This is a genomic window from Arthrobacter sp. Cza30, from assembly GCF_059090765.1.
Genome location: NZ_JBNHGA010000007.1, coordinates 299413 through 317733, shown reverse-complemented (window position 1 = coordinate 317733; position 18321 = coordinate 299413). Strand labels below are relative to the sequence as shown.

Genomic DNA, 18321 nt, shown 5'->3' with positions numbered 1-18321 from the left:
CTGCGGTTGCATCAGGCGTCGGATCCTTCCCGCAGGCTGCGCCCGGTCAGTTCCAGGAACACGTCGTCGAGGGTCGGCGGGTTGAGCTGGAGCGACGTCACCGGGGCGCCGGCATCGTCGAGCGCCTTGAGCAGTCCCGGAGCCAGCCGGGCGCCATCCGTGAGACGGACGCGGAAGCGGGCGGCGCCGTCGTTGCTGCTTTCTTCGAAGTCACCGTCCGCGGCAGCGCGGCCGAGGATGGCACGGGCGGACTGGGCGGAGTCCCGGGAAACCTCCACGGCCAGCAGGTCCCCGGCCAGGTTGGCTTTCAGTCGGGCCGCCGTATCGTCGGCAATGATGCGGCCGTGGTCAATGACGATCACCCGCTCGGACATGGAGTCCGCCTCGTCCAGATAGTGGGTGGTCAACACGATGGTGGTTCCGTGCTCGGCCCGCATCCGCATGATGTGCTCCCACAGATTCGCCCGGTTCTGCGGATCCATCCCCGTCGATGGTTCGTCGAGGAACAGCAGTTGGGGCGAATGCATGAGCCCCAGGGCCACATCCATGCGGCGGCGCTGGCCGCCGGAGAGCTTGATGACCGTCCGCTTTTCCAGTTCCTGCAGGTCGAGCGTTCGCAACAGTTCGCGGGCGCGCGACCGGGCGTCGGCGGCGTTCATCCCGTAGAAACGGCCCTGCATGACCAGCTCGTCGATGACCCGAAAACTGTGGCCGCCGCCGTTGCCCTGACCGATGTAGCCGATGCGTGAACGGACCCCTGCAGGGTCGGCCGTCACGTCCACGCCGGCGACGGTGGCGCTGCCCGAGGTGGGCCAGAGCAACGTGGTCAACATCCGCAGCGTGGTGGACTTGCCGGCGCCATTCGGGCCCAGGAAGGCCACCAGTTCGCCGGGCGAGACATCGATGTCGACGCCCTTGACCGCCTCCACCGTTTCCTTCTTGTTTTTGAAATGTTTGGTGAGTTTGTCCGTATGGATCACCGGGGGCTCCCAGTCGTTGCGATGGAAAAACGCTACGCCCGCCGGGAGCCTGGAGTCTACGGACACGAAGCCATCGCGGACAGCATCGGTCCTGAAGCGCGCACCGGCCTTTCGGGGCCGGCTACGGGGGAAGGGGGGTGCGCGCCGGAGGCAGGACGGAACCTCCCGTCGTACCGCTGAGAGCACTGCTACTCTTCATTCATAACGTCGGGGGGCCGGGACGACGCCGGGCCGCGTTCAATGCAGGAGGAATGCAGTGCGGACCGTTGCAGGTGAGCCCGGGGCGGCAGCGCGCCCAACCGTACTGGTCGGCGCGGTGGACCCTGAGACCCGCGGGTTCCTGCGCAGCGTCCTGAGCGATGCCGGCATATCGGTCGCGGCGTTGACTTCCGCGGCCGAGGTGCTGGCCGAGGTCCAGCGCAACCCGCCCGACATCCTCTTGGTGGACGCCGCCGACATGTCCCTGGCAGGGATGGAAGCCGTGCGACGGCTGTCGGACAGCCAGCCGGGCGCGCAGTGGCGGGTGATGCTTATGGCCACCGAGGACGAGCTGCACTTGGTGGAGCGCGGTTATGAGCTGGGCGTCTCCGACTACTTGATCAAGCCGCTGACGGCCGCCAGTGTGGTGAACCGTGTCCGCGTGACCCTCGCGAGATCGGAACACCGGCGACGGGAACGCAACGGGGTGGCCGTCCTGCGGGAGCGGATCCGGAATGTGTCCGACGGCATTCGCAGTACGAACGACCCGGATGAAATGATCAACCTCGCGTTGCGTGGCATCGGCGAGGCCTTCGAAGCCGACCACGTCTGGGTGCGAACCCTGGCGGACGAACGGGTGCCGCATACCACCGCTCAATGGATCAGCGAATCCACCCAGGGCTCCATGCCCTACCGCAGCGACGAACAGGTGCTGGAGCTGTCCTCGGCGCTCTGGGCCAAGCACAGCGTGCTCACGTCGGCCGACGACGGCGGCATCGACATCGCCGCATATCCCCATGTGGCCGAATGGCTCGCCACTCCCCGGGGCAAATTGTCCCTGCTCGCGCCCTTGGGGCAGGGCCCGCAGGCTTTCGGCTTGCTGTGCCTGATCCGCACGGGGCAGCCGCGGCCATGGTCGCCGGCCGAGATTTCACTGCTCCAGCACGTAGCCGGCAACCTGGCCCACGGTCTGATCCAGGGGCACCTGATTACAGTTCAACAACAGGTCGTGGAAAAGCTCCGCGAGCTGGACCAAGCCAAGTCGAACTTCGTGGCAACGGTCAACCATGAGCTCCGGACTCCGTTGACCTCTATCGCCGGGTACCTGGAGCTGGTGCTGGACGGAGACGCCGGTGAGGTCCCGGAATCAGTGGCACGGATGCTGAAGATCGTGGGTCGCAATGCCGCGCGGCTCCGCGAGTTGATCGAAGACATGCTCACCCTGTCCAGGATGGATTTCCAGAGCAGCGGGTTGAAGACGGAACCGGTGGACCTGCCACGCCTCCTGCGCACGGTTTCCACCGCGCTGGAGCCGGTGGCGCAGGCCAAGAACGTAAAGCTGGTCGGTGAGGGGCTGGACAGCCGGCTCGCCGCTGACGGCGATACCAAGATGTTGGAGCAAGTCTTCACCAACATCCTGTCCAATGCCGTCAAGTTCACGCTGCAGGACGGGGAGGTGCGGGTCACGGTCGGCCTCGGCGGCGAGAACGACGACGGCGTCCCCTGCGCCGTGGTCAAGGTCGCCGACAGCGGGATCGGCATCCCGGAAGAAGACCTGCCCCAGCTCTTCTCGCGTTTCTACCGGGCATCCAACGCCCATGCCATCCAGGGCACCGGCCTTGGCCTGGCCATCGTCAAGGGGATGGTCGACCAGCACCGCGGCGATATCTCCGTGGAGTCGAGGGTCGGCATCGGCACGACCTTCACGATTACACTGCCGCTAAATTCCGGACCGAAACAGCAACCCGCCGACGCCTCGGACGCAGTGGCTGTCTCTTAAACCACAAAGGCCGTGGCACGCGTCCGAAGATGCATGCCACGGCCTGAGCGGCGAGCGGGAATCCCGCTCTGTTTACTTACTTAGTGCGGCCAGTTGCCGGTCTGAATCGAAAAGCCACCAGAAACCGGTGCCGACTTGACTGTGGTGGCCGGTGCAATCGCCGTTTCTGCTGCTGATGCAGCCGTCGCGCCGGTAATGGCCAGAACTGCAGCAATGAGTACTGATGCCGAGAACTTTTTCATCGGGTGCTCCCTCGTTTTTTATGCATAGACTCGCAAATCGATGCAGTGGTGATGACACTGTTTAGTGTACAGACAGGTGGGCGTTCCAACTACCGGTTAAACGACACATTTCACGGGTTCCCCAGTTAGCGCGCCGGGCCTAATAGGATGATGCAGATGGGACCACTTGCCTGTCTGAATAAACTTCGATGCATGGAGGATAGGCACCATGGCTCCTGATCCGTCCGGAGATAGTTTCCTCATCGAGCTGCGCGCGCGGGAGGCTTTCGGCCGAAGGGACTTTCTGCACGGGCTGGAGCTTGCACTCCAGGCCGCGTGTCGTGCGAAACAGGCGGGTGATGAAACGGCATGGTGGCAGATGACCTTGTTCCAAGCCGAATGCCAGCGCGGCATGGGTGACATACGATCTTGCATTAATACGGCAGAAATACTCCGAAACCATCCCATCACGCTGGGGTCGCGAGAACTCGAATGCCGTGTACTCACCCTGCTGTCGGATGTTTGTCAAGCAGCGGGCGAGCTAGACCGAGCTGTTCAGTTCGGGGCCAACGCGGTCCACATTTCCTCGGACATAGACGTAGGTGAGAACCTCAGAATAGGTTCTTTTCTGGCCTTGATCGCTTCCCTCGCGGAGAGCGACGAATTGGAGCAGGCCTGGCAGGAGTGCCTGAAGCTTGTCGGAATCTTGGGGTCAGGCATCGATTCACAGGCTACAGGTAAGGGCTACTGGGTCATCGGTAATGTGGCCTTCCTGCGGCATGAGGCCGAGGACGGGATTAAATACCACAAGCTCGCAGCTGAGTACCTGTCGCCCTTGAATGATCTGGCTCTGTGGGCTTGGTTTAATCGCGCTTCTGCGTCAATGCGATTGTCGGCAGGTGTGGCAGACGCAGAAACAGAACATTGCATGGAGCGCGCTGAGTTGGCCGCGTCGATTATCGGTGAGGATGGCAGCGACCGGTTTAAGAACCGCTTGAACCGCGCCAACTGGCACGTCCTAAACCAGGAATTGGATCAAGCCGTGGCGATACTCGTCGCTATCTGCAGCGAGTCGGAGGCAATGGGCCACCAGACCGCGGGAGAAGCGAATCTTCTCCTCGGCAGGGCCCTGCGGGAGCAGGGCGACTTCATGAATGCGCTGCGTTGCCTTAAGGACAGCCAAGCCTATTTTAGCCAAGCGGGTGCGAAAGATCGGGCGGCGCAGGTCGCGGCTGCAATCGAAGAATTTCCGAGGGCTTCGTAACATGCATTCTTGATCGTGTCATTGAGCGTGTCGTGAACTCCGTTCGTTTACGCTGTGAACAATTGGCAGTTCTGAAGCAGTAAGTTCTGGATTTGTTGGACGGGAGCGAAAGCTTCCACCGAATCGTTGGGGAGCGGATGCACGTGCTAGGTCATGGCTGGCCCGAGAGGCTTGCAGGAGCGGTATCCAATGACGACGCGGCCGCATGAGGCGCGTGGTTGACGCGGCCGATGCCGTTGCAGCCGATGTAATCAGTGCCGGCGACGGCATCATCAGCGTCGATCTTCCGCGCGGAGCTGCCTTCACCGACGAAATCGCGGCCCACACGTCAACCCAGCTTCGCGTGCTTTCCGGCGGCCACCCTTGCCGCGTCCTGATGCGGATGACGGGTGTCACCTCGATTTCCCGCATGGCCCGGTCGATGCTGGGGCGGCAGACAAACGCATCCGCCATTGCCCCCGTGGGCGAGTCTCCGGTAGACCGCGTGATCGCCAACTTCGTGCTGGGAACCGAACCGTCCGAATGTCCGGTCCGCTACTTTGATTCCGAACCACAGGCCCTTGCCTGGCTGGAACGGGACAATGCCGCATAATTCCGACCCTCGGCTCCAGCAGTTAGTCGACGGGATGGTTCGCCTGGCCGGAGGCGATCTGACCACCAGGATCGCCCCCTCCCCGGCACGCGACGATATTGACGCCGTCATCACGGGCGTCAACCTCTTGGCGGAGGAATTGCAGCTTAGCTACATGGAATTGGAACAGCGCGTCGAGCAACGGACGGCCGAACTGCGCCAGGCCCATCGGGACATGAGCCGGATGGCCCTCACAGATGCCTTGACCGGGCTGGCGAACCGCACGGCCTTGGCAAAAGACATGGACGTCGCGCTCGACGATGCGCGGTCCGGCCAGCGCGCCCCGGCATTGCTCCTGCTGGATATGGATTCCTTCAAGCAGGTCAACGACAGTTTTGGCCACGACGCCGGCGACCGCGTACTTACGGTCGTGGCGAACAGGCTGAGGTCCGTCGTGCGCGACGGAGACACGGTCGCACGGCTGGGCGGCGACGAATTTGCGGTCCTTCTTCCGCGCGCGACGACGGACCTCGCGCTCCAAGTGGCCCAGCGGATTCTGGGCGTGCTCAATGACGAAATCCAACTGGACGAAGTCACCGTCTGGCCCCAGGCCAGCATTGGCGTCCGGGTGGCAGATGCGGGACAAACCGCGCAGAGCCTGCTGCTGGACGCGGACACGGCCATGTACGAGGCGAAAAAAGACTCTCAGAACCGCACCAAGGTCTTCCAGTCCCACATGCTCCAGGCGCGCCAACTGCACAATCAGATGGCGTCCGAACTCCGCGGCGCCATCGCGACCGGCGGTTTCGAGCTCGAGTACCAACCGGTGGTGGATCTGTGCACGGGCCTGCCGATCGGGGTGGAAGCGTTGATCCGGTGGAATCACCCGGTGCGTGGACGGGTGATGCCGACCGATTTCATCCCCATGGCGGAACAGACCGGCCTGATTGTTGACCTGGGCCGGTGGACATTGTCGGCGGCCGCACACCAGTTTGCCCAGTGGTCCGCCGATCTGAACCTGGACCCGGCGTTCCAGATCCGCGTAAACCTCTCGGTAGCCGAGCTCCAGCGCATCGACTTGGTGGAGCACGTTCGGGGCGTCTTGCGGGATTCCGGGATGCCGGCCGAGTCGCTGGTGCTGGAAATCACGGAGACCGGTTTGGTTACCGGGGGAGAAGTCGAGACCTACTCCTTGCTTGCCCTTCGCAAGCTCGGGATCGGCATCGAAATTGATGACTTCGGAACCGGCTACTCATCGATCAGCTACCTGCGCCGGTTGCCCGTTGACATGGTCAAGGTGGACCGGTCCATCATTGCTACGCATTCAGCCGACGGCTCCCAGCAGGACTTCATCGGTGCCGTACTTCAGCTCATTCGTGCTGCGGGGCTGGACGCGATCTTCGAGGGCATCGAGACGCGGGAACAGGCCGAACAATTGCGCGATCTTGGCTGTAGCGTTGGCCAGGGGTTCTACTTCAGCAAGCCGGTGTCGGCAGCACTCATGACCCGGCTGTTGCGCAGCGGTGCCAGCCTGCCGGCGGCCCTCGAGCCATCGTTTGGGGACGTACCAAGCCTGGCGACCGGGGTGGAGTGACCGGCACGAAAGCCATGTGTCGGCGGCCCGTGCCGCCGAGTCGCATCGAGGTTGGCAAACGTGGCAAAATGGACACTTGTGCCACCGGGTCGTGTTCTTGGCGGCACGGTCCGCCCTGGTGTAATGGCAGCACCCCGGCCTTTGGAGCCGTGGAGTATAGGTTCGAATCCTATGGGCGGAACGACCACCGGCCGGTAAACCGGAGGTGCCGCGGCAGGTAGGATGCCGTTAACCCAAATGCACCGGCCACACCGGAATCACCGCAGCGAGGAGTGCTACTTAGTGAGCCCCCAGGACGTCCCTGAACAAAACGTCACAAACGCTTCAACACCGGCAGCGGTCATCGTCCTGGCCGCGGGGGCGGGCACCCGGATGAAGTCCAAAAAGCCCAAGATCCTGCATGAGATCGGCGGCGTCTCCATGGTGGGCCACGCGCTCGCTGCGGCCCGCGGCCTGGCACCCACGGTGCTCGCCGCCGTCGTACGCCACGAGCGTGACCAGGTGGCGGAACACATTACTTCGCTGGATCCGGACGTACTGATCGTCGACCAGGACGAGATCCCCGGTACCGGGCGCGCAGTGGAGGTGGCGCTGGAGGCCCTTCCCGCCCAGCCGGACGGACCCGTGGTGGTCACCTACGGCGATGTTCCGCTGCTGACCACGGCGCTGCTGAAGGAACTCGTGGCCGAACACGCCTCCAGTGGAAATGCCGTTACCGTGCTGACCGCGGTCCTCGATGACGCCGGCGGATACGGGCGGATCATCCGCGCCGACGACGGCAGTGTCCAGGGCATCGTCGAGCACAAGGACGCCACGGACGAACAGCGCGCGATCCGTGAGGTCAACTCCGGAATCTATGCCTTCGATGCCGGCGTCCTTCGCGCCGCCCTGTCCAGGATCACCACGGACAACGCCCAAGGCGAGAAGTACCTGACCGACGTGCTGTCGCTGGCCCGGGCCGACGGCGGCCGGGTAGCTGCCGTCGTCACCACCGACCGCTGGCAGGTGGAGGGGGCCAACGACCGGGTCCAGTTGGCTGCCCTGGGGGCGGAGCACAACCGGCGGGTCTTGGACGCGGCCATGCGGGCCGGCGTCAGCATCGTGGATCCCTCCTCCACCTGGATCGACTCGACGGTGACGTTCGGCACCGACGTGACGCTGCTGCCCGGCACCCAACTGCACGGCGCCACGCACGTCGCCTCCGATGCCGTGGTGGGGCCGGACACGACCCTGACGAACGTGACCGTGGGCGAGGGCGCATCGGTCGTCAGGACGCACGGCACCGATTCCGAGATCGGGCCAGGCGCCACCGTTGGCCCGTTCACCTACCTACGCCCCGGCACGGTGCTGGGCGAGAAGGGCAAGATTGGCGCGTTCTACGAGACCAAGAACGTGACCATCGGCAAGGGCGCCAAGCTGTCCCACCTGGGCTATGCCGGGGATGCGGAGATCGGTGAGTATGCCAACATTGGCTGTGGCAACATCACCGCCAATTACGACGGCGAAAAGAAGCACCGTACCGTCATCGGCTCGAACGTGCGCACCGGCTCGAACACCGTCTTTGTGGCTCCCGTGCACGTGGGTGACGGTGCCTACTCCGGCGCAGGCGCGGTGATCCGCAAGGATGTGCCGCCCGGAGCGCTCGCGGTCAGCGTCGCACCGCAACGGAACCTTGACGGCTGGGTGCAGAAGAACCGCCCCGGCAGCTCATCTGCAGAAGCTGCCACCCGAACTTCCTCCACGCAATCCCCAACTGCAGAAAGTGATCCTTCATGAGCGGTATCAAGGCACAGGGCGAAAAGAGGCTGGTGCTGGCCTCCGGACGCGCCCATCCGGAACTGGCGCGGGAGATCGCCAAAGAGTTGGAGATCGACCTCCTGCCGACGTCCGCCTACGACTTCGCAAACGGCGAGATCTACGTCCGGTTCGAGGAAAGCGTGCGCGGTACCGACGCCTTCGTGATCCAGGCGCACCCGGCTCCCATCAACGAATGGCTGATGGAGCACTTGATCATGGTGGACACGCTCAAGCGGGCCTCGGCCAAGCGCATCACCGTGGTCGCTCCGTTTTACCCGTATGCCCGGCAGGACAAGAAGCACCGCGGCCGGGAGCCGATCTCGGCCCGTCTGGTGGCCGACATGTACAAGACGGCCGGCGCGGACCGGCTGATGTCCGTCGACCTGCACACGGCGCAGATCCAGGGCTTCTTCGACGGTCCGGTCGACCACCTCATGGCCATCCCGCTCCTGGCCGAGTACGTGCGTACACGGGTTGACCTGGACAACGTGACCGTGGTGTCCCCGGACACCGGCCGCGTCCGCGTTGCCGAACAGTGGGCCGAGCGCCTGGGCGGGGCTCCGCTGGCCTTCGTGCACAAGTCCCGCGACGTGAACGCGCCCAACCAGGCCGTGTCGAAGCAGGTCGTCGGCTTGGTTGAGGGCCGCACCTGCGTGCTGATCGACGACATGATCGACACCGGCGGAACCATCTCCGGCGCCGTCCAGGTCCTGAAGAACGCCGGCGCCAAGGACGTCATCATCGCGGCAACGCACGCCGTGTTCTCGGATCCCGCCGCCCGCCGGCTGTCCGAGAGCGGTGCCCGGGAAGTGGTGGTCACCAACACGCTGCCGATCCCGCCGGAGAAGAACTTCAAGGAGTTGACCGTCCTGTCGATTGCTCCGCTGATCGCCCGCGCCGTACGCGAAGTCTTCGAAGACGGCTCGGTCACGAGCCTCTTTGACGGCAAGGCCTGACAGCGGCGGCCTGACTTAGTTTCAACCAATCTTCACGGGTTCCTGAGCGGGGCCGGCGACGGGGGTGACTGCCTACTCCCGTGGTCGGCTCCGTTCCCGTCTCAGGAGGCTTCCCGTCTCCGGAGCCGTGGTCGCGGGGTGGAGTAGTCCTTCGAGACCGGGACTGCGCCTTCGCCGTCGTAAATCATCTGCCGCTGCCATTCCCGGCCCACCCGACTGCTGCTCGTGTACAAGGCCGGACTCGCTGGCTATGGTTAATTCCACGTCCGATGGGGGTCGGGCGTTGGGGGCAGGGGAAGAAAGACGGTCTCGCCATGAAGGCTGACACTTTATTCAGTCATGCGCTTGTGCCCGGCCCGGACACCGTTCTGATCGGCCGGGTGGAGGCCGCAGGAGCGGTTCTTGTAGCGCTGACGGACAGGGGATCCGCGGGCGCAGTCGTCGTCGCGCCCTCTGGATACGGGAAGACACTGCTGGCACGGCATGTGGTTGAACATCTTGGGGAACGCGTCCTGGTCGTCCAACTGCGCGGCACAGAGTACGCGCGCAGCCGCTCCTACGGGGCGCTGACATACTTGCTGGCCGAGTTGGATGACTCGCAACTGACGCACCCGATGCTGGTTCTGGACGGATTGTCACAACAACTGAGCCAGGCAGCCGGCGGCAGAGACATCGTCCTGCTGATCGACAATGCGGAGCATATCGACGGCGACTCCGCGACACTGATCGGCCAACTGGTCACGAGGGGAGACGTACGAACCATTATTCTCGCCCGGGATTTTTCGGCGGTTCCGCCGGCGTTCCTGAGCCTGGGCCACGACCCGCGAATGCGGCGGATCGACCTGCCCCCGCTGAATCAGTCGGAAGTTGGGCAGCTGGCTGCGACCGGGCTGGACGGACGGCTTTCACGCGAAGCGGCGCGGGTGCTGCAGGCGCATTCCGGCGGGAGTCCAAGGCTGGTTCCGTTGCTGGTCAGGGATTACTTATCCTCAGGTGCTCTCCGGGAACGGAACGGCGTATGGGTCCACACCGGAAAACCGGTCTGGCTGGGGCCGCCCACGGTGAGCACTGTGTGCGCGACCCTGAGCGGTTTGAACGACGACGTTCTGGATCTCGCCTGCCAACTCGCGGAATCCGGTGGTCTTCCCCTGTCCGATCTGCAGGCGACCGGGCGCGGCGGTGCCTTGGACCAGCTGCAGTATCGCGGGATAGTTGGCATCGGTTACCGTCCGGCCCCAGTGGCCGAAATCGCTGACAGGCTCATGGCCGAGGCCCTCCGCGCTACGTCGCCCGACGGCCACTATCGGTCCCGGCCAGCGGCCGTGACCCGGACGGCCCTCCACAGCCACCCGCAACCAGTCCGGAACGGCTTGGTGCCGCCGCTGGATACGGCCCGGTCCATGGTCTTCCAAGGTGAGTACGCTGGCTCGGTAGACCTGCTTCGGCGCTGTGCAGAGGATCCCTTTGTCCCGACGTGGCAGAGGCTGCTCAGCCGGGCCCTGCTCTGCGAGTCCTTGGCAGTCACCGGGCGCAGTGACGATGCGCTGGCGGTTGCCGACGAGCCGTGGCCCGACCTTGCAACGGTGGCTGAAGAACGCCGCCTGGAGATCCACCAGCACCGCGCCGCAGCCTACTTGCTGTCCGGCTCCTGGTTGGACTCCGCCGGGCATATCCGCCAGTGCGGTCGCCGTGGTGATCCCGGCGGTACGTGGGAGGAACTCGTTGACGGCATCGTGCTGGCCTTGACCGGTGATCTGCACCCTGCAGCGGGCCTGCTGCGCTCTGCCCGCGCGCAGTTGTCGGAAGCGGATCCCGACGGCTTGGGACCTTTGGCCGAAGCGGCCTCGGCTTATTGCCGGGCCATGCTCAATGAAGCCGGCGGCGAGGCGGGAACAAAGCCACCCGGCGGCGGGGCAAGCCCCTGGCTCATTGGCCGCTTGGAACGGCATTTTCGCGCCATGGCACGGGCGGCCAGCGGCGACGTCGAAGGTGCGCTGCGGCTGCTGCGGCAGCAAGCGGCTGCGGACCGGTCGGCGGCGGTCGGCGCACTCGAGATGATGGCGCTGGCGGCCATGGCGCGTCTATCCGGGGTGGACGAGGATCAACGGCTGCTGGCGCTTGCCACGCGGTGCCAAGGACCTTTCGCCGGTGTCTGCGAAACGTATGCGAAGGGCCTCGCTGCCGGAAACGCCAGCCTGCTTCTCCAAGCGGCCGAGCAAGCGGCTCGAGCCGGTCAACTGACCTTTGCCCGCGACGTGGCCGGCCAGGCTGAGGAGGCCGCAGACAGATCGGGACGGGCCGATGTACTCCGCAGGGTCAGGCGCAAGGTTCGTACACTCCTTGAGGACGGGACGGAATCAGGCTACGAGGCCGCCTGGCGCGGGCGCCTCACGGCGCGTGAACAGGCTGTTGCCAGGTTTGTTGCCGAGGGCCGCAGCAATCACGCTGTTGCCCGGGAACTGGGTGTCTCGACCAGAACGGTCGAAGGCCACTTGTATCAGGTATTTTCCAAACTGCTCATTCGCAGCCGTCAAGAGTTGGCCGAGATGCTGGCTCCGGAGTCCCCTGGCTCAACCGCATGAACGTGTCCGGCTCCGGGGGCGGGCGCCGGAACCTCGTCGATGCGGTGACCGCTTGCCTCGCCGGCCAGGCAACCGGCGGCGCGGTGCTTTACGGAGACGCGGGCATAGGGAAGTCCACTGTCGCGGATGAGGTTGTTCGGAACCTTGGGGACACGGTGCGGGTGCAGCGGGCACGGGCCGAACCAACCCTGGCACAGGTGCCCTACGGCGCGCTCTTTCCTTATCTGAGGGGAGTGACCCCCGCGGAGTTGGAATCTCCGCTGGCAGTCCTGCGGACGGTGCGCTCCTCCCTTGCCAAGGGCCCCGCAGGCGAGGCTCGTCCCCTGTTGCTGATTGTCGACGATGTCCATGATCTGGACGACGCGAGCAGCCACCTGCTGGCGCAACTGGTCATGGCGCGCTCGCTCAAGATCCTTGCGCTCTGTAGAAGCTGGAGCGCGCAGCCGCGGGAGCTCCTTGAATTGTGCCAGGACGGGATCCTGGAAGCCTTCGAAGTGTCGCCGCTCACGACGGCGGAAGTCCGCAACGCCCTTGAACAGATGTTCGGAGGGACCGTAGCGGGCGGGACGGTGCTGATGCTGCAGCACAAGTCTTTGGGAAATCCGCACCTCCTGAAGGCCCTGGCCGCCCACGCTGCTGCAGCCGGCAATGTGGTGCAGCACCACGGAGTGTGGCGGATGACCCGGGAGCCCACTGGCCTGGATCCAGGTACCACTGATCTGTTCAAGGGACTGGTTAACGGGCTGGAGGCATCTCAGCGGCGTGTGGTAGACATCGCGGCGTTGGCCGGCTCCGTGCCCGCTGCAGCGGCCGGTGCCCTCTTCGACAGTACGGCGATCCGATCCTTGGAGGAGATGGGGCTGTTGGCGGATATGCGCACCGGAAACCTCGCCGTGCGGCTTCGGTTCCCGCCGTACGCGGAGGTTATCCGATCCATGGTGCCCGCAGGCTGCAGCGGGGAACTTCTCAACCAATTTTTGGACGTCATGAACCGTCTGGAACCTGCGCCTGAGAGAGCCAGGGTGGAGCTGGTGCGCTGGCAGGTTGACGCCGGCCGGCCGCCGTCACCTGAAGAATCACTGCGTGCCGCGTGTGCCGCCAATGACGAGTGTGACCATCCGCTGGCCTTGAGGCTTGCCGATGCCGGCACCAACGGCCAGCCTGCCGCTCTGGTGGAACGAGCGCGCGCTCATTGGGGGCTGGGTGACAGCTCGGAGGCCAAAACGGCACTGGACCTGATCCATGAGAACGTGGACCATCGGACAATCGCGGCCGCCGCGCTGCTCCGGGCGTCCCTCGTGGAGCCGGAAGCCGGCTACCGGGCCCAGCTTGAAAAGATTTCCTCCGGTTGGATGGAAGCAGCGGGGGCGCAACCCTCGACGGCCCCGGGCGACGCTCCGGTCGCAGCGGCCGCGTGCCTGGATGCAGCAACCGGTGCTTGGTTGCTGCAGGCTTATGCGCACATGTTGGAAGGAGACTTCGGGACAGCCCTTGATCGGCTGGCGAACGCCCCTGCCCCTGGGCCTGAGGATGCTGGAGTTACCCGGCTGCTTGCCGGTACCGTCAAGGCGCTTTGCCTGGCGGAAACCGGCCGCTTCCGGCAGGCGGCGGAAGCCGGGACAGAGGCCCTGAAGTTGGTCGCGGCAACTCCCTCGCTGCGGGCCTTCTATCCCTTTGTCTTCTCCCGGAATTTGGAGTCCCTGTTGATCGCCGGCCGCTACCAGGAGGCCGAACGCGCCCTGGATGAATACAGCAGGACCGCGCCGTGCCGGCACCGTTGGTTTTCAGGCAATGAATCCGCTCTGCGGGGACTGCTTCTCTTTCGAAGGGGCCGGATGAAGCCCGCGGTCCAATCGTTGGCGGAAGGTATCGGCCCGCTGCGCCATGAGGATCAGGGGATGCTGCTTCCCTCCGTGCTCGGAGCTGCAGCAGCCGGAGCGGCTCTGTTGGGCAACGGCGGGCAAGCCAAGGACTTCCGGATTGGCCTGCAAGAAGAAGCGGGCGCCGGGAGCCGCCCGCGTTTGCTTGTAGCCTCTGCCTACGCTGCGGCTGCTGCAATAAACCGCGGGGGCCCGCGGGAAACGGCAGGCCCGAATCCTGTTTTTCTACTGGACGAACTTCAAGCCGGCGCGGCAACGGCCAGTGCCGCGGGATGGGTCAGCGCAGAGAAGGAGATCCTGGAGCATCAGCTCCTGCTCGGGGACGGTAGCGGGGCGGCCCGTCTCGCGGAGCTGTGCGCCCCGTTGGACGGACCCGAAACCCAGGCTTTGGCGGCTGTCGCGTCCAGCAGGGCCTCATCGGATCCGGGGGGTTTGATGGCAGCAGCCGAGGTGGCAACGCGGGCAGGCAAAGATCTTCTAGCGGCCACGGCGATGTCCTGGGCATCGGGCATCTACGAGCGGCAAGGGCTTCAACGCCAGCACAACGGTGCACTGCACCAATTGCGGGTAGCCCTGCGCCGACTCGACGGCGTCACGACTCCTGCGACCGAGCGTGCCCGGGGGAGTGCACCGGCATTGACCGCGCGGGAGCAACAAATTGTCCTCTTGGTGCGCCGGGGCGCCAGCAACAAGCAGATCGCCGAGTCCTTGACGCTCTCTCCCCGGACCGCCGAGGGACACCTGTACCGGATATACCGAAAACTCGGGGTCGAGAACCGCCAGCAGTTGATCCGGTATGCCGAAGTACTTGATCAGTGAGGGCCAACAGCGAGTATCTGACGCGCGGATCCAAGTACCGCCCGCGAAGCAGCAAGTAGGCCGTCGGTCATGCCGGGGCAGGAATCGGCCGGATTGTCGCTTTAAGTCGAGTGTCGGCTACTTGGGCATACAACGTAGCCGCTTCCTAGGCTGAAACTGTCGAAAGCTTCGGAAACACAAGGGGGCGTGAGGCTTTCGACGGTTATCGGTTTCCGGGACAGTCCGCGGGCATGCGTCGGCGGGCTGTGACATCCATCCCGGCAGCCGTATTGGGGTACGGGCCTCGCTTGGGACACGGGCAGCATCGCGCATCCCCGCAGGAGCACAGCGCGCGCTGGTCGATCGCAGAATCCGTCTGGCGGAACGGATTGGGGACCCGGTTGGACAGATTGGGGAATCGTCATGATCGAAGAACTCGTCAAGGTCTCGAGGGTATGCCACACGCATGTTCACACATGCGGCGGTCCCGCACGGTCCGAGGCAGCAGGACGGGACGCCGGGGTTGTCCGCGCCTGGATCCCGGCACTCACACGCTCCCCTCGCCCGAAGGAGACGTGCCCGGGGCGGCGGCCAACGACAGCTAAGGCAGGCAACTGATGGATATTTTTACCTCTCTGGAGTCGGAGGTCCGCAGCTACTGCCGGACCTGGGATACCGTTTTCGACTACGCCGCCGGGGACACGCTGCATAGCGAGGACGGCAGGGAGTACCTGGATTTCTTTTCGGGCGCAGGAGCACTTAATTACGGGCACAATAATCCGCTTCTGCTGGAGCCGCTGATCACTTACCTGCGCTCCGGGTCGGTCATTCATTCACTCGATATGAAGACGACGGCGAAGCGGCGATTCCTGGAGACGTTCCTGGAACTAATCCTGGCACCGCGCGGTCTCGACTATAAGGTCATGTTCACCGGCCCCACCGGGACGAACAGCGTCGAAGCAGCGCTGAAGCTGGCGCGCAAGGTTACCGGCCGTCACCAGGTGTTGAGCTTCACCAATGCGTTTCACGGGATGACCCTCGGTGCCCTGGCGGTAACGGGGAATTCACTAAAGCGCCAAGGCGCGGGAGTTCCGCTCAATAACGCCTCCAGCTTCCCTTACGACGGCTACTTCGACCAGCCCACGGAAGATTTCCTGTGGCTGCAGCATGCGTTGGAGGACAGCGGGTCCGGACTGGACAAACCCGCCGCAGTCATAGTCGAGACGGTTCAGGGCGAGGGAGGATTGAGGGCGGCCAGTGGAAGGTGGCTGCGGCGACTCTCTGATCTCTGTCACGAGCACGGCGTGCTTCTGATCGTCGATGATGTCCAGGCCGGTTGTGGGCGTACCGGCACGTTCTTCAGCTTTGAGGAAGCAGGTATCCACCCCGATATTGTCTGCCTGTCGAAATCGCTGTCCGGTTTCGGACTGCCGCTTGCCGTCATGCTGTTAAAGCCCGAATTGGACATCTGGAAGCCCGGGGAGCACAACGGCACCTTCCGCGGCCACAACCCGGCCTTCGTGACCGGGACAGCGGCCCTGGAGCACTTCTGGAACGGCCGGGGATTCGAACGCGACATCGCGGCACGGTCAGCACAGTTGCATGCAGCTCTGGCAACGATGGCGGCCGGCATCGAAGGCGCCCTTGTGCGTGGTCGAGGGCTCTTGGCCGGCGTGTATTTTCCGGACCCGACAATGGCACGAAAAGTTGCCGCCGAGTCCTTCGCCCGTGGCCTGCTGGTGGAAACCTCCGGGCCGGAGGGAGAAGTGCTCAAGGCCATGCCTGCCTTGACTATCAGCGCGGAAAACATGACGCGCGGGCTTGACCTGCTGGCAGAGGCAGTCCGGTCGGTCGCCGGTGAACGGCACGTCGAAGTGCCGGGAAACCGTGGTGGGGACGTGCCAAGGCCACGGGCGTCCAGCTCGGCGCTGCTGCAGGCAGCGGGCACGCCGGGCCGGGCACACATTGGCAAATAGGCGGATTGCTCTGGACGGGCGCAGCAGGGGAAGCCGGACTTGTGGCGGGGCGGCGACCGCACCCGAGGTGCAGCGGCAGCCCAGCAAGATTGGGGGTCAGGGTGAAAAACTTCAAGCGCATAGATGAAGCCATGGATGAAGCTGCTGTCCGCATGGCGCAGGACTCATTCGAGCTGCCGCGCAGCGCCCCGACGATCAGCGGGCCGCTGCCGTGGGGCGAACGACCGGCGGCGACGGTCGCGGCGGGACGACCAGCGGACATCATCGTGCAGAAGTTCGGCGGTTCGTCGGTAGCGAATGCGGACGGCATTCGACGCGCCGCTCAACGCGTGGCTGAGACACAGGCATCCGGATATCACGTCGTTGCGGTCGTCTCCGCGATGGGCGACACCACCGACGAGTTGTTGGATCTCGCGGCCAGTGTCTCGCCGCATCCCCCGGCCCGCGAACTCGACACCCTGCTGATGACCGGCGAACTCGTTTCCGCGGCCTTGCTGGCGATCGCCTTGGCCGATCTCGGCGTCGATGTCCGGACCTTCACTGGCAGCGAGGCGGGCCTCATCACCGACGACTGCCACGGCAAAGCACGCATTATCGATGTCGATCCGCGCCGAATACGTACCTGCCTGAAGAACGATGAGGTCGCCGTCGTGGCAGGGTTCCAGGGCAAAAGCCGCAAAGGGAAGACGGTCACCACTCTTGGGAGGGGAGGTTCGGACCTGACCGCCGTCGCGCTCGCGGCAGCCTTGGGTGCAAGCGTCTGCGAGATCTACACGGACGTCGACGGTATTTATACGGCAGATCCGCGGATCGTCCCCAATGCCCGCAAGATCGACGTGCTCGCCAGCGAGGAAATGCTTGAGTTCGCAGCCGCGGGGGCAAAAGTTCTCCACCTCCGATGCATCGAATACGCCCGCCGCTTCGGTGTTCCGATTCATGTCCGATCTTCGTTCGTGCAGAAGCGGGGCACCATGATCCTGCCCGGCCTCGACCAGCCCCTTTCGGATGCGCACGCAGGCGAACAGACTCTGGTTTCGGGCGTGGCAAGCGTTAACTCCGCGGCACAAGTCACGGTCGCCGGTATCCCAGCCTGCTCGAGGACAGCCTCACGACTCCTTCAGGAACTCGCCGGATCGGGTCTGAACATCGAAATGATTGCCCAGAATCCGCGGGACGCGGCGACCGAAATCGCCGATATCACCTTCACCCTCCCGTCCACGGAGGCCTCGGCAGCCCTTGCCGCCCTGGACGCGGCCCGGAGCCGCATCGGATTCGAAGCCCTGTATCACAGGGGAGAAGTGGGCAAGGTCTTGCTCACCGGACTCGGGATGCGCTCTTCGCCCACTACCCTCAGCACCTTCTTCAGGGCGCTTTCGGACGCCGGGATCAGTCCCGAAATGATCTCCATCTCGGAGCTGTGCATTGCGGCCGTGGCACGCGCCGATGAGCTTGCCGATGCTGTCCGCGCGCTCCAGAACGCCTTCGGCCTCGGGCCGCCGGAACAGGAAGCAGTGAGGGACCGTACGCCAGACACGCTTCCGCAGTTCGGGGTTCAGGCGCTCGCCGCTACGCAACCAGGATCTTCCGCATGATACCTGCCGGAAAGGAAAGGTCCGAGGTTAGGTGCCGTGCCGGCCTAAGAACTTCAGCTTTCTGTCCCAGCGAGCAGGGACTGGCCCCAGTGACCCCTTACACCCACGTGCACCGCCGAAACGGGAGGCACC

12 protein-coding genes and 1 tRNA gene are annotated in these 18321 nt (G+C 64.5%); 11 read left to right on the top strand and 2 right to left on the bottom strand.

All coding sequences use genetic code 11. From position 1 onward, the window contains the following. Positions 1-11: 11 nt before the first annotated feature. On the bottom strand, positions 12-980 hold the full coding sequence (locus AC5RVZ_RS24175; RefSeq protein WP_494068175.1) for an ATP-binding cassette domain-containing protein: 969 nt from the start codon (positions 978-980) through the stop codon (positions 12-14). 256 nt (positions 981-1236) lie between these two features. On the opposite strand from AC5RVZ_RS24175, the gene AC5RVZ_RS24170 reads away from it, so the two are divergent. Further along, entirely contained in the window at positions 1237-2958 is a 1722-nt protein-coding gene (locus tag AC5RVZ_RS24170; protein ID WP_494068174.1) for an ATP-binding response regulator, read from the top strand. A gap of 80 nt (positions 2959-3038) precedes the next feature. Here AC5RVZ_RS24170 and AC5RVZ_RS24165 read toward each other — a convergent pair whose 3' ends face one another. After that, on the bottom strand, positions 3039-3200 hold the full coding sequence (locus tag AC5RVZ_RS24165; RefSeq protein ID WP_493978674.1) for a hypothetical protein: 162 nt from the start codon (positions 3198-3200) through the stop codon (positions 3039-3041). A 208-nt stretch (positions 3201-3408) separates the two neighbouring features. Between AC5RVZ_RS24165 and AC5RVZ_RS24160 the strand changes: the two genes are divergently transcribed. From AC5RVZ_RS24160 to AC5RVZ_RS24115, 10 genes are all read left to right on the top strand, one after another. Then, positions 3409-4443, top strand: a complete 1035-nt coding sequence (locus AC5RVZ_RS24160; protein ID WP_493978675.1) for a hypothetical protein — start codon at positions 3409-3411, stop codon at positions 4441-4443. 214 nt (positions 4444-4657) lie between these two features. Then, positions 4658-5035, top strand: a complete 378-nt coding sequence (locus AC5RVZ_RS24155) for a DUF7793 family protein (protein ID WP_494068173.1) — start codon at positions 4658-4660, stop codon at positions 5033-5035. Beyond that, the gene (locus AC5RVZ_RS24150) at positions 5025-6608 is read left to right on the top strand and encodes a bifunctional diguanylate cyclase/phosphodiesterase (RefSeq protein ID WP_494068172.1); all 1584 of its coding nucleotides are present in this window, start codon (positions 5025-5027) and stop codon (positions 6606-6608) included. Before AC5RVZ_RS24155 ends, AC5RVZ_RS24150 begins: the two co-directional genes overlap by 11 nt. A 109-nt stretch (positions 6609-6717) precedes the next feature. Beyond that, positions 6718-6789: transfer RNA gene (locus AC5RVZ_RS24145), tRNA-Gln, on the top strand. Positions 6790-6845: 56 nt separating this feature from the next. Further along, entirely contained in the window at positions 6846-8384 is a 1539-nt protein-coding gene (gene glmU, locus AC5RVZ_RS24140) for a bifunctional UDP-N-acetylglucosamine diphosphorylase/glucosamine-1-phosphate N-acetyltransferase GlmU (RefSeq protein ID WP_494068171.1), read from the top strand. Continuing rightward, positions 8381-9361: a ribose-phosphate diphosphokinase gene (locus AC5RVZ_RS24135; protein WP_494068170.1), complete on the top strand. Its 981-nt coding sequence runs from the start codon at positions 8381-8383 to the stop codon at positions 9359-9361. The genes glmU and AC5RVZ_RS24135 overlap by 4 nt, the downstream gene beginning before the upstream one ends. Positions 9362-9675: 314 nt before the next feature. After that, positions 9676-11943 carry a LuxR C-terminal-related transcriptional regulator gene (locus AC5RVZ_RS24130; protein WP_494068169.1) on the top strand — a complete coding sequence of 756 codons (2268 nt, stop codon included), beginning with the start codon at positions 9676-9678 and terminating at the stop codon, positions 11941-11943. After that, complete coding sequence (locus AC5RVZ_RS24125) at positions 11940-14642, top strand: LuxR C-terminal-related transcriptional regulator (RefSeq protein WP_494068168.1); 2703 nt, start codon at positions 11940-11942, stop codon at positions 14640-14642. Before AC5RVZ_RS24130 ends, AC5RVZ_RS24125 begins: the two co-directional genes overlap by 4 nt. Positions 14643-15238: 596 nt before the next feature. Continuing rightward, a complete protein-coding gene (gene ectB, locus AC5RVZ_RS24120) occupies positions 15239-16597 on the top strand; it encodes a diaminobutyrate--2-oxoglutarate transaminase (protein WP_494068167.1) in 1359 nt (452 codons plus the stop codon). Positions 16598-16698: 101 nt separating this feature from the next. Then, on the top strand, positions 16699-18189 hold the full coding sequence (locus AC5RVZ_RS24115) for an aspartate kinase (protein WP_494068166.1): 1491 nt from the start codon (positions 16699-16701) through the stop codon (positions 18187-18189). The last annotated feature ends 132 nt before the right edge of the window (positions 18190-18321 follow it).